This window comes from Novosphingobium sp. PY1, assembly GCF_017312445.1.
Taxonomy (GTDB): domain Bacteria; phylum Pseudomonadota; class Alphaproteobacteria; order Sphingomonadales; family Sphingomonadaceae; genus Novosphingobium.
The window spans coordinates 26795-38925 of sequence record NZ_BLTI01000009.1 but is presented as its reverse complement, the minus strand read 5'-3'; the positions used below and the strand labels follow the sequence as shown (position 1 = coordinate 38925).

General features: G+C 63.1%; 10 protein-coding genes. 9 read left to right on the top strand and 1 reads right to left on the bottom strand.

Features of this window, described 5'->3' with window-relative positions:
* Window positions 1-390: 390 nt before the first annotated feature.
* From J3474_RS15880 to J3474_RS15870, 3 genes are all read left to right on the top strand, one after another.
* A complete protein-coding gene (locus J3474_RS15880; RefSeq protein WP_207094835.1) occupies window positions 391-1983 on the top strand; it encodes a class I adenylate-forming enzyme family protein in 1593 nt (530 codons plus the stop codon).
* Between the two features lie 215 nt (window positions 1984-2198).
* Window positions 2199-3464, top strand: a complete 1266-nt coding sequence (locus J3474_RS15875) for an MFS transporter (protein WP_207094834.1) — start codon at window positions 2199-2201, stop codon at window positions 3462-3464.
* On the top strand, window positions 3457-4872 hold the full coding sequence (locus J3474_RS15870) for an MmgE/PrpD family protein (RefSeq protein ID WP_207094833.1): 1416 nt from the start codon (window positions 3457-3459) through the stop codon (window positions 4870-4872). Before J3474_RS15875 ends, J3474_RS15870 begins: the two co-directional genes overlap by 8 nt.
* On the opposite strand, the gene J3474_RS15865 is transcribed toward J3474_RS15870, so the two are convergent.
* Window positions 4869-5639, bottom strand: a complete 771-nt coding sequence (locus J3474_RS15865; RefSeq protein ID WP_207094832.1) for an SDR family NAD(P)-dependent oxidoreductase — start codon at window positions 5637-5639, stop codon at window positions 4869-4871. The genes J3474_RS15870 and J3474_RS15865 overlap by 4 nt on opposite strands.
* A 180-nt stretch (window positions 5640-5819) precedes the next feature.
* Here J3474_RS15865 and J3474_RS15860 point away from each other — a divergent pair, with 180 nt between their 5' ends.
* From J3474_RS15860 to J3474_RS15835, 6 genes are read left to right on the top strand one after another with little or no spacing between them, the layout of a single operon-like run.
* Window positions 5820-6686, top strand: coding sequence for an SMP-30/gluconolactonase/LRE family protein (locus J3474_RS15860; RefSeq protein ID WP_207094831.1), 867 nt, complete (start codon window positions 5820-5822; stop codon window positions 6684-6686).
* 6 nt (window positions 6687-6692) lie between these two features.
* Window positions 6693-7874: a hypothetical protein gene (locus tag J3474_RS15855; RefSeq protein WP_207094830.1), complete on the top strand. Its 1182-nt coding sequence runs from the start codon at window positions 6693-6695 to the stop codon at window positions 7872-7874.
* Window positions 7871-8266 (top strand): Zn-ribbon domain-containing OB-fold protein, encoded by a 396-nt coding sequence (locus J3474_RS15850; protein ID WP_207094829.1) that lies wholly within the window; start codon window positions 7871-7873, stop codon window positions 8264-8266. Before J3474_RS15855 ends, J3474_RS15850 begins: the two co-directional genes overlap by 4 nt.
* On the top strand, window positions 8263-9426 hold the full coding sequence (locus tag J3474_RS15845) for an acyl-CoA dehydrogenase family protein (protein WP_207094828.1): 1164 nt from the start codon (window positions 8263-8265) through the stop codon (window positions 9424-9426). Before J3474_RS15850 ends, J3474_RS15845 begins: the two co-directional genes overlap by 4 nt.
* 49 nt (window positions 9427-9475) lie before the next feature.
* Entirely contained in the window at window positions 9476-10903 is a 1428-nt protein-coding gene (locus tag J3474_RS15840) for an aldehyde dehydrogenase family protein (RefSeq protein WP_207094827.1), read from the top strand.
* A 14-nt stretch (window positions 10904-10917) separates the two neighbouring features.
* Window positions 10918-12129 (top strand): CoA transferase, encoded by a 1212-nt coding sequence (locus tag J3474_RS15835; RefSeq protein WP_207094826.1) that lies wholly within the window; start codon window positions 10918-10920, stop codon window positions 12127-12129.
* The last annotated feature ends 2 nt before the right edge of the window (window positions 12130-12131 follow it).

Genomic DNA, 12131 nt, shown 5'->3' with positions numbered 1-12131 from the left:
CGGCGTGCTTCAAGTGCGAGCAGCCTGGGTCCGCATCGATTTTAGAGCATGAAGCCGGGCCGGATCATAGGACTTCGGCATCATGGCGATAGCGCGTTGCATCGAACGCGTTGGGGCGGAAAGCCTTTAGGATAACATGACGGCATGACCGCGATGGCAAAACGGCATGAAGTTTGTGAGGCGTGTTTGACTAGCGTTCCCCGGTCGATGCGAAGCGCTGCCCAAACGGGCATTGCAGGACGTTGGCGCCCAAGCGGGGCAAAGCAGCAGCGCTGCTGTTCGATAATGCGAACAGGGGCAGGGCCTGACCGTCGGAACCGTGCGAAGCTGCGGTCCGGCGGGCGGGATACTCGAAGAATGCCCGCAGGTTACTGAGGATGAAAAGGCGATATGTTCACTCCGCAAAGTCGTACCGTGCCAGGGCTCGTGCACGAACTGGCACAAGAGCACGGCGATCGTCCTGCGCTCTCCTTTGGCGAGACGACGGTCACGTTCGCCAAGTTCGAAGGCATGGCGCGCGACTGCGCAAAGGCGCTGATTGCGGCGGGCGTTGGCAGGGGCGACAAAATCGGGTTGCTGATGGGCAACCGGATCGAATGGCTTGTAGTGGCGACCGGCGCACACATGATCGGCGCGACGCTGTGTGCCTTGAACACCTGGTACACAAACCGCGAGCTGTCCTATGTGCTTGAGCACAGTGACACTTCTGTTCTTATCATGGCGGCCCGCTTCCTGAAAAAGGATTACGTGCCGTTGATGGAGGATTTGCAGCCGTGGGATCGCAATTTCCCGCACCTGCGGCAGATCATCGTCTTCGAAGGCGTGCCGGGCGAAGCGATGGCATCGTACGATGATTTCCTGAGCGCTGGGGCGCAGGTCACCGATGCTACCCTCGACAGCGCAATTACGGCAGTTACGCCCGAAGATGTCGCCTACTTGCTCTATACCTCCGGCTCGACCTCGCGGCCCAAGGGGGTGATGCTGGCGCATCGCGGACTGATCGAAAACATGACCGAGATCGGCGCACGGCTCGGGTTCGACGAAAGCGATGCTTTCTTCCTTCCGGTCTCGCTGTTCTGGGGCATGGGTTGCGAAAACGGGGTGTTCGCGGCCTGGACGCATGCCACCCACATCGTCCTGCAGCATCATTTCGACGCGGATGAGGCGATCCGGCTTATCGACCGGTATCGCTGCACCGCGTTATACGGCACCGCGAACATCCTTCAGGCTATCAGCGAGCATCCGGCCGTAGCGCAGTTCGACATCTCGACCTTGCGCAAGGGCGTGGTTAGCGGCACGCCCGATCAGATCGAAGACGTTCTCACCAATCTTTTGCCGGACGCCTGTCCGCCCTACGGCTTGACGGAAACCTACGGCTTCGTGTCGATGGGCGATCGCAACGACACTGTCGAGCAACGGTCGACGACCCACGGCAAGCCGGTGCCGGGGATGGACGTAATCATCGTCGATCCCGATTCTGGCGCCGAAGTTCCGACGGGCGAGACCGGCGAAGTCTATGTCAAAGGTCGCACAATGGTCGGATATTACAAAGCGCCCGAGCAGACGGCCGAGAGTTTTGACGCAAATGGGTATTTCAAGACGGGTGACCTTGGTCGCTTCGATGCGGACGGTTTCTTCCATTTTCGAGGTCGATCCAAGGAGATGTTGAAGACCGGCGGGCTCAATGTATCGCCGCTTGAGGTGGAAGAAGTGCTGATGCAGCATCCCGGAGTTTCCGAAGCGCATGTCACCGGGCTGCCCGACCCTGATCGCGAGCAGATCGTGGCTGCGGTGCTTGTCCCGTCGCCCGGGTCGGAACTGTCGCTCGACGATGTGCTTGCGCACTGCAAGGTTCAGCTCGCCGCATTCAAGGTTCCGCGGCGGCTGGAAATTTTACGTAGCGAGGATATTCCACTGACCACCACCGGCAAGGTGCACAAACAGCGTCTGGCCGAATTTTTCGCCAAGGCAGAGCAGGAATAAACCCGGAGCTGCGCAGGCTTCCTGCGCAGCGACAGGGCCGACAACACAACGCACAGCGGCGATCGCGCCGACGGTACCGTCTTAGGGACACGAGGATGATGGAACGAGGCCCGACGGCCACTATCGCGTCGGAAATACCGGTGCCTCAAACCTGGCAGGGAGACCGGCGCGCGTGGCGGACCCGGGCGGGCTACGCCATGTTTGTACTCTTCATCGTGAACCTTGTCGGCTACCTTGACCGGCAGGTGCTCAGTCTTCTCGTTCAACCCATCAAGCAATCGCTGGGCCTTTCGGACGGGATGATCGGACTGGTGCAGGGCGCTGCCTTCGTGATCACTTTCGCGATCGCCGGTCTGTTCATTGGGCGGCGCGTGGATCATGGCAATCGTCGCAACCTGATGCTCTTGTGCATCGCGATCTGGACCGTGGGTGCAGCGGCAGGCGGCTTCGCCCAAGCGGGATGGCAACTGTTCGCGGCGCGTATGGCGGTTGGCGCGGGTGAGGCGGCTCTCGTGCCCTGTGCGATCTCTTTGATCAGCGATTTTTATCCCAGCGAAAAACGCGGGCAGGCGCTTGGCCTGTTCAGCATGGGCATATACGCAGGCGCCGGTCTTTCCCTGATACTCGTCGGCTTTGCTATGCCGTCGGTAGAGCAATTTTCCTTGGCGCTGGCCGCCCAAGGCATCGCGCTCGAGCCGTGGCGGATCGTGCTCATCTTGCTGCTAGCGCCCGGCCTCGTCGCCTGTCTGGCTCTCGCCACACTGGAAGAACCCGCCCGGCGGCACACTTCCCAAATATCCAGTGGCAGCGCGCTGGACGGCTTCAGCGGCTGGTGGTTGAGGCGGCGCATCTATATTCCGCACCATGTCGGCTGGGCGATGGCCAATGTCTGCCAATATGCAATCACCGGGTGGTTTCCGACCGTTCTCATCCGCGAATATGGCTACGATGCGAAGTTGGCGGGCCTGACCTATGGTGCTCTGATCGTGATCGTCGGGATTTTCGCGGCGGTGTTCGGCGGTCGCTTTTCGGATCGGGCGGTCGGGCGTTTCGGCCCGGTGGGACGAATCGGGAGCGCGAGCGTCTTCATAGCGCTTGCGATAGCCGGATTCTTGCTGATCGCTTCTGGTCACACCGCCAATCTCGCGGTGACGGGTGCGGGCTGCGTCGCGTTCGGTATGGGTGCGATGATGGTGATCGGGTTGACCTCGCTCGCCGATCTCTCGCCGCCGCAGTCGCGTGGGCAGGTATCGGCGATCTTCCTCGTCATCATCACCATCATCGGCACTGCCGGCGGACCAGCGATGGTGGGCTATGGCAATGACTGGTTCGGGGGGCCGGACGTTCCGCTCAGCCGGGTGCTGGCTTGGGTCGGCTGTATCAGCGCATCGGTTTCTATTGGGCTCGTGCTGTTGACCGTCCTGCAGATCAGACGCTCTCCCGATTTCGTCCGTGACGCAAACGAAATTCATGATGATTGAGGTGACAGACATGGTGGATGGAAGTTTCCTGACCGGTCTTGCGGCAAGCCATGTCCAGGCGCTTGCGCAGGCGCCGGTCGATGATGCGGTCGCGAAGAAGGCGCGCCTCTGCGTCCTCGACCTCGTCGGCTGTGCCATTCGGGCGCGAACCATGCGGTGGGCAGGGGCGCTTACCCGCTATGCCGAGCTTGAGACCGCGCCGGGGAACTCGGTCAACCTGGCGACGGGAGGCCGAACGTCCGCCAGCGATGCGGCCTTTGCCAACGGCATCCTTGGCCATAGCCTGATACGCGAGGACATGCATGTCGGTAGTGGCAGCCATATCGGGGTTCTCGTCATTCCGGCCATGCTCGCACTGGCGGAGAGAGATGGGCTTTCGGGACATGCCCTTCTGGCAGGGATCGTAGCCGGGTATGACGTGGCAGCAACGCTCGGCCAGGCGATCTGGGGAAGCGGTCGCCACAATCGCCATCTGCGGCCGTCGGGCATGACCGGAGCGTTCGGCGTAGCCGCCGGTGCGGCGGCGGCCAGCGGGCTCGATCCACGGCGAACGGCCCATGCTCTCAGCATCGCCGGCAATTTCGCGTGCGGAGTTAACCAGTGGGCCTGGTCGGGAGGGCAGGAAATATTCCTTCACGCCGGGATGGCGGCGCAATCGGGCCTGCGGGCACATGACCTCGCCTGTGCCGGGATCGAAGGCTGCCTGGACATCCTTGAAGGGGCCGACGGGCTTTTTGCCGCCTTTGGATGCGGCGAGCGTGCGGGTTCGCTGTTTGCCGACGCGTTCGATCTTTCCAAACCGAGGGCGATCCTGGGCGTGCGGCACAAGCCGGTGGCCGGTTGCAACTTCGTGCAAACGCCGGTGGCAGCGATGTTGCAGACAAAGGCGCGCGATGCCCTGCATTCCGACCAGGTCGAACGCATCGTCCTCGATACCTTTACTGAGGCGCGCGTCTATCCCGGCTGCGATCACGCTGGCCCCTTCACCAGCGTTCAGCAATCCAAGATGAGCTTGCAGTTCGCGATCTGCGCTGCACTGGTTCACGAACAACTGGACGAGACGGCCTACGCCGAGTTCCATCATCCGGAGATGCAGCGTCTTCTGCCGCAGGTCGAAATCGGGATCGACCCTGAATTCGAGGCTGCGTTTCCGGGCAGGCAGGGCGCGCGCGTGACCTTGCATCTTACCGACGGGACTACGCGGGCGAAAACGATCGACGATGTGCCGTGGCTCGATGACGAGGCAGTTCTGGCGCGGTTCCGCAGGGAAATCGGCGAAAGCGGTGATGCAGCCATGGCAGACCGTTTCGTCGATGCGCTCGCCGACATTGGCGGCCCGGGGGATTGCCGCGCGTTGTTTGCGGCGCTTGCCGATCTTGGAGGCACGCCGCCTGTTATTCGCGACTAGAGCCCGGAGATCAGACCCCCGTCGACTTCAAGCACGGTGCCGTTGAGGAAGGACCCGCTCTGCGATCCAAGATAGAGCACCGCGCCCGCCAGGTCCGCTTCGGTGCCAAGGCGCGGAACGGTCTGGTCGCGGACCAGCGCATCGCCATGGCGCGCGACGTAATCGCGGTTCATGTCAGTTTCGAACCAGCCGGGCTGGATCGCGTTCACTCTGATGCGATGCGCGGCAAGCGCCCGCGCCAGGACGCGGACCAGATGGGTCGTGGCGGCTTTCGAGACATTGTACGCCACGGACGAAGACGGCGCAGTGCGGGCCCGCGCCGACGTGACCATGATGACGCTCGACCAGTCCTGACCATCGCGTTCGAGCAGCGGCATGAGCGCCTGCGTGAGGAAGAAGGGTGCGCGGGTATTGAGGTCGAATACCTTGTCCCAGCCTGCTTCCGGGAAGTCGGCTACGGGGGCGACCCAGCTCGTCCCCGCATTGTGGACCAGAATGTCGAGCCGTTGCTCCCGGATTGCCAGTTCGCGGTGCAATCCGTCTATGCCCCCACGTTTCGAGATGTCGGCGGAGATCGCCACGCAGTCTGCAGCGGCGGAGGCAGCGGCCAGCTTGCTCTCACCGCGGCCGCAGATATAGACGTTCGCGCCGTTCGCGCGCAGCGCCCGCGCCAGCATCAGCCCGATCCCACTGCCGCCGCCGGTTATCAGCGCGACCTTTCCCGACACGTCAAACAGCCGGGCGGCCAGCAGATCCTCTGTCACCATGCGTTGCAATCCTGTCCCGGCCGCCTCGCCGGTGTCTGGACCGCTATGATCGCTGAGGCCTGCGCCGCCGCAATACCCCGTCGCCATAGCGGTGATAGCCGTTTGGCATTGGCTGGAAGCCGCGCAAATCCGGATCACGGTACAGATATGACATATACAAACGGGAGCGGAGAGCAGACGATGCAACGCATTACGTCTGACGTGGACGAACTGGGAGAATGTCCGACCTGGGAACCGCGCGACCAGCGCTTCTACTGGCTGGATGTGGTCGGAAAGACGTTGCAATCGTGCCGCCCTGACGGGTCCGATCGCACCTCGCGCAAGTTCGATGATTATCCTGGCAGCTTTGCGCCGAGAATTGGCGGTGGCCATCTTGTCGCGTTCCGCAAGGGGCTCGTCCTTCTGAGTCCCGACGGTGCGGAGGAGCGGCGCGTTGAACCCAGCGTAGTCGATTTCGCCAAGGAGCGCTTCAATGACGGCAAGGCGGACAGTCGCGGTCGCTTTTTCGTGGGCGCGATGGACCGGAGGCTGAAGAACCCGGTTGGCGGGCTGTTTCGGGTCGATCCCGACCTGACCGTCACCAAGATTAGCGATGGCTACGGCATATCCAATGGCATCGCCTGGAGCCCGGACGACGCGACCATGTACCATTGCGATTCCGATCCGCCGCACGTCTATGCCTATGACTTCGACGTGGAGACCGGCGCTGTGGCCAATCGCCGCATCTTTGCCACCTTCACCGAAGCGCAAGGGCATCCCGATGGCTGTGCGATGGACAGCGAGGGCTTTCTTTGGGTGGCGGCACCGGGTTCGGGATGCATCCGCCGTCTCGATCCCGAAGGGCGCGAAGCCGAGATACTGGAAACGCCGGTCCGCTTTCCCAGTTCGATCGCCTTCGGCGACGATGACCTCAAGACGCTCTACATCACCACGCTGCAGCCACATGAGAAGACGCCCGAGGGCGGCGCATCGCCCGGTGTCGATGGCTGCGTTTTCAAGACTCGCGTCGATGTGGCGGGCCTGCCCGTCGGCCTATTCAAGGGGTAAGATGCCATGACCTTCGACTTGCGCGGCCAGGCCGCGATCGTGGGCGTCGGTTCGAGCGCCTTTGCACGCCGGCTTCCTGACAGCGCCTCTTCGCTTGCCGCCACGGCCTTGCGCGGGGCGCTCGACGATGCCGGCCTCCACCGTGATGACGTGGACGGCATGATCACCCACATGGGTACGCCGCTTGGCGTCGATTACGATCAGTTCGCGGCTTATGCCGGGCTCAACTTGCGTTATGCCGCGCAATTCTGGCTTCACGGCCGCTTCGTCACGCTCTCGCTCCAGACGGCGGCGATGGCGATTGCCTGCGGCATGGCCGATACGGTGGCTTGCGTGACGTCGGTCAAGTTCCTGTCGGTGCGTGGCGCGCTCGGTGGTGAAAACGACCATGAGGGCTTGCGCGAAGGGGGCGGTTCGCATGGCGAAGACCCCGCCTTCGGCCTGACCAGTCCGGGTGGCGGGGCTGCGCTGTTTGCGCAGCGCTACATGCACGAATATGGCGTGGGCACGGAAATCCTGCGCGACGTCGTCATGTCTTCTCGCGCGCACGCGGCGCTCAACCCGGCGGCGATCCGGCGAGAACCGTTCGATTGGGAGGCGTACGCCAACGAACCTGGCTTCATCGATCCCCTGCGCCGGGCCGACTGCGCCCAGATCAACGATGCGGCGATCGTCCTGATCCTCACCAGCGCAGATCGCGCCCGCGATTTGGCCAAATCGCCCGTCTACGTGCGTGGCATGCAGGGCATTCGCGGCGGGCCCGACGAGTTCATCTTTGCGCCCCGCGGCTTCGGCATTGCGCAGCAGGGCGTAACCGACTGGTCTGCCGAGCGGCGTCCCCGACAGGCCTTCGAGATGGCCGGTGTGAGCAATGCAGACATCGATGGTTTTGGTACTTACGACGCATTTTCGCCGCTGGTGATCGGCGCGCTCGAGAGGCACGGCTATTGCGATCCCGGCAGCGCGCATCGCTTCATCGCTGACGGCCAGATCGCCCCGGGCGGCAGCCTGCCAGTCAACACCTCGGGCGGTCTCCTTTCCGAAGCGCATGTCGGAGGCTGGAACACGATCGCGGAAATGGTTCGTCAGATGCGCGGTGAGGCAGGGGAGCGGCAGATGCCACGCGCCGACCTGATGCATTGGGGCACCATGTGGGGTGATTCCGTCATTCTGGGGAACGAAGCATGAGTGTGAAACCGCAGATGTCGCCAGACAGCCAGCCCTACTGGGATGGCTTTGAAGAGGGGCGGGTGCGCTTGCCGGAGTGCACGGCGTGCGGGCACGTCCACCTTCCACCGGGTCCGGTTTGCCCCAAATGCTTCGGGCCGGACCTGCGCTGGATCGATGCCAGCGGCAAGGGCACGATCAGCACTTTCGTCGTCGTGCGTCGCGCATATTTCCCAGATTTCGAGCCGCCCTATCCGGTGGTTCAGGCCCAGCTCGCAGAGGGGCCTCGCATGACCGGACTCATGAATGCGGCCGATATCGACCGGCTCGTCATCGGCGCCCGTATTGAGATCGACTTCGCGCGCGCCCCCAACGGCATGACCTTGCCCTATTTCAGGCTAATTGGCGCATGATCGAAATCCCGGACCAGTCCTACCCCGAAATCCGCGAATCCGTCCGCCGCCTGTGCGAAGACTACCCGGGTCCCTACTGGCAGTCGCTCGATTCGGATCGACGCTATCCGACCGAATTCGTCGACGCGATCACGCAGGCCGGCTTTCTTTCGGCCCTGATTCCCGAGGAATACGGCGGAAGCGGCCTTGGCCTTTCCGCCGCAGCCGCCATTCTGGAGGAAGTCCAGCGCAGCGGATGCAACGGCGGCGCGGCCCACGCGCAAATGTATACGATGGGCACGGTCCTGCGCCACGGGAACGAGGCGCAGAAAACGGCCTACCTGCCGCGCATCGCCAGCGGCGACTTTCGCCTGCAGGCGTTCGGCGTCACCGAGCCTACAGCCGGCACCGACACAACACGCATCTCCACCTTCGCCCGGCGCGAAGGTGATCGCTACATCGTCAACGGCCAGAAGATCTGGATCAGCCGCGCCGAACACAGCGACCTGATGGTCCTTCTGGTGCGCACGACCGCGCGCGAAGATTGCGCCAAGCCTTCACAGGGCATGAGCGTGCTGCTCGTCGATCTGCGCGAGGCGGTGGGCAACGGCCTCACCATCCGTCCGATACGCACCATGCTCAACCACGCGACCACCGAACTGTTTTTCGACGATCTCGAGGTTCCGGTGGAAAATCTCATCGGTGAGGAGGGCAAGGGTTTCGGATATATCCTCGACGGGATGAATGCTGAACGTATCCTGATTGCCGCCGAATGCATCGGTGACGGCCGTTTCTTCATCGACAGGGCAAGCGACTATGCCGCCTCGCGAACCGTTTTTGGCCGGCCCATTGCGGTGAACCAGGGCGTGCAATTCCCGATCGCGCGGGCGCAGGTTCAGGTGACGGCCGCCAACCTCATGGTTGAAGATGCGGCCCGGCGATTCGAGGCGGGGCTGGAGTGCGGGACGCAGGCTAACATGGCCAAACTCGTTGCTTCGGAGGCCAGTTGGTTCGCGGCCGATACCTGCCTTCAGACCCACGGCGGATTCGGCTTTGCGGAAGAATACGACATCGAGCGCAAGTTCCGCGAGGCGCGGCTTTACCAGGTGGCGCCCATTTCGACCAACCTGATCCTGAGCCATGTCGCGACACATACGCTGGGCCTGCCAAAATCTTTTTAATGCGGCCGAAGGTGCGCTGCCAGTACAAACAAAACGCGGAGAGACCATGATGCGTGACTACACCCGGTTTTTCATCGACGGACAATGGGTCGATCCGATCGGCCGCAAAACCCTCGACGTCGTCAATCCCGCGACCGAGCAGGTGGCTGGCCGCATCGCCCTTGGTACGGCAGACGACGTGGACAAGGCGGTTGCCGCCGCACGCAGGGCCTTTGCCGGATTCGGCCGCACGACCCGCGAAGAGCGCATGGCTCTCCTCGAACGCGTCATCGCGTCGGTGCAGGAACGGATCGGCGACCTCGCTGCCGCCGTGACCGAGGAAATGGGGGCGCCCAGCTGGCTGGCCGAGCAGATGCAGGCCTTCCTTGGCGTAGTTCATATGCAGACAGCGCTTGAAGCCTTGCGCAGCTATGAATTCGAAAAGACCGAGGGCACGACGCTGATCATGCACGAGCCCATCGGTGTGGTGGGCATGATTACGCCGTGGAACTGGCCGATCAACCAGATCGCGGCAAAAGTCGCACCGGCGCTCGCCACCGGCTGCACGATGGTGCTGAAGCCTTCCGAAGTGGCCCCTTTCTCTGCGCACGTATGGGCCGAGATCATGGCTGATGCGGGCGTACCGGCAGGAGTCTTCAACCTGGTCGATGGAACTGGCCCGGTGGTAGGCGAGGCAATCAGCGCGCATCCCCAGGTCGACATGGTCTCCTTCACCGGCTCGACCCGGGCGGGGATCGAGGTGGCCCGTTCGGCGGCGGTCACGGTCAAGCGCGTGACGCAGGAACTGGGCGGAAAGTCCGCCAACATACTTCTGCCCGGAACTGATCTGGACAAGGCCATTCCGAATGCGATCAAAGGCATTATGCTGAATTCGGGCCAGACCTGTTCGGCACTTACCCGCCTGATCGTGCCGCGCGCGGAACTGGACGCAATCTGTGCCATCGCTGCAGAAGCAGCTGGCGCTATCCGGGTGGGCGCTCCCGCCAGCGGAGCCGAGATGGGTCCGTTGGCCTCTGGCGCGCATTTCGAGAAGGTGCAATCCCTGATCGAGCGCGGCGTGGCGGAGGGTGCCAAACTCGTCACCGGTGGGTCTGGTCGTCCCGATGGGCTGGACACGGGCTATTACGCGCAGCTGACAGTATTCCGCGATGTCACGCCCGAAATGACCATCGCGCGCGAGGAAATCTTTGGTCCCGTCCTCGTTATCATCGCTTACGACACCGTCGATGAAGCCATCGCCATCGCCAATGACAGCCCATACGGCCTTGCCGGCGGCGTGCAGGGACCCGATCCGGTTGAAACCTGCAACATCGCCCGGCAATTGCGCACCGGGCAGGTTATGATCAACGATGCCGATCTCGATTTCAACGCGCCATTTGGCGGCTACAAGCAGTCGGGCAACGGGCGTGAATGGGGCGGCCACGGGTTTGCCGACTTTCTGGAGACCAAGGCGCTCGTTGGCGCAGCCGCGGCCTGAGGTCACCTCGCACCATGTACGATCTTCTGAAGGGCATTCGCATCGTCGAGGGCGCCTCGTTTGTCGCGGCTCCGCTCGGCGCGCTCCATATGCAGCAGATGGGGGCCGAGGTGATCCGCTTCGATCCCATCGGTGGCGGACCGGATTTCACCCGCTGGCCGCGGGCGGACAACGGGGCCAGCTTCTATTGGGAAGGGTTAAACAAAGGCAAGAAGTCGGTCGCGATCGACCTCCGGTCCGAGGAGGGACGCGAACTGGCGCAGGCGCTCGCCGCCTCGGTCGGGCGCCTGATCAGCAACTATCCGGCGCGCGGTTTCCTCTCGCACGACGAACTGACGAAGCGGCGGACGGATATGCTGACCGTGCGCGTCATGGGTTGGGCCGATGGCGGGAATGCGCTCGACTACACGGTCAATGCCGCGCTGGGCGTGCCGCTGATGACCGGACCCATCGATCTCGGTCCGGACGAACCGGTGAATCACATGCTTCCAGCCTGGGACCTCGCGGCGGGACTCTATGCCGCCTTTGCGCTTCTCGCGGCGGAGCGGGCCCGCGTAGCGGACGGCCAGGGGCGCGAAATCCGCGTTGCGCTGGGCGATATTGCGATCTCTTCGCTCGCCGCGCTGGGCTTGCTTGCCGAAGGAGAAGTGCTGGGAACCGATCGCCCGCGTTTCGGGAACGACCTTTACGGCGCGTTCGGCCGCAATTTCCGCACGGCCGACGATCGTCAACTCATGATAACCGCGATCAGCCCCCGGCAGTGGAGCGGATTGCTGAAGGCGTTGGGCATCGAATCGCAGGTCTCAGCCATCGAAGCTGAAACGGGGGTGAGCTTTGCAAGCGACGAGGGGCTTCGCTTCGTTCACCGGGATCGGCTGAATCCGATCGTGGCCGATGCGATTGCGGTGCGTACTTATGCCGATCTCGCCCGTGCCTTTGACGAGAGCGGCGTAACCTGGGCCCCCTATCGCAAGTTGAGCGAGGCGGTGAGAAAGGATGCGCGGGTTGCGGAAAATCCGATGCTTTCGGCCGTATCACACCTGACCGGGGCCACGTACCTTACAGCGGGCGCGGCAGGGACGATACCCGGTGCCGTTCGGGGCAGCCCTTTGCGCGCGCCACGTCTCGGCGAGCATAGTGAAGAGGTGCTCGCCGAGGTGATGGGTATCGGTAGTGGGACCATCGCCGACCTGATCGACCGGCGCATCATCGGCGTATCACGCTAAGG

What these genes read in the sequence shown, in the direction of transcription:
- J3474_RS15880 (WP_207094835.1), top strand. Translation starts at nt 391, where the DNA reads ATGTTCACTCCGCAAAGTCGTACCGTGCCAGGGCTCGTGCACGAACTG.
- J3474_RS15870 (WP_207094833.1), top strand. Translation starts at nt 3,457, where the DNA reads ATGATTGAGGTGACAGACATGGTGGATGGAAGTTTCCTGACCGGTCTT.
- J3474_RS15865 (WP_207094832.1), bottom strand. Translation starts at nt 5,639, where the DNA reads ATGGTGACAGAGGATCTGCTGGCCGCCCGGCTGTTTGACGTGTCGGGA.
- J3474_RS15860 (WP_207094831.1), top strand. Translation starts at nt 5,820, where the DNA reads ATGCAACGCATTACGTCTGACGTGGACGAACTGGGAGAATGTCCGACC.
- J3474_RS15855 (WP_207094830.1), top strand. Translation starts at nt 6,693, where the DNA reads ATGACCTTCGACTTGCGCGGCCAGGCCGCGATCGTGGGCGTCGGTTCG.
- J3474_RS15850 (WP_207094829.1), top strand. Translation starts at nt 7,871, where the DNA reads ATGAGTGTGAAACCGCAGATGTCGCCAGACAGCCAGCCCTACTGGGAT.
- J3474_RS15845 (WP_207094828.1), top strand. Translation starts at nt 8,263, where the DNA reads ATGATCGAAATCCCGGACCAGTCCTACCCCGAAATCCGCGAATCCGTC.
- J3474_RS15840 (WP_207094827.1), top strand. Translation starts at nt 9,476, where the DNA reads ATGCGTGACTACACCCGGTTTTTCATCGACGGACAATGGGTCGATCCG.
- J3474_RS15835 (WP_207094826.1), top strand. Translation starts at nt 10,918, where the DNA reads ATGTACGATCTTCTGAAGGGCATTCGCATCGTCGAGGGCGCCTCGTTT.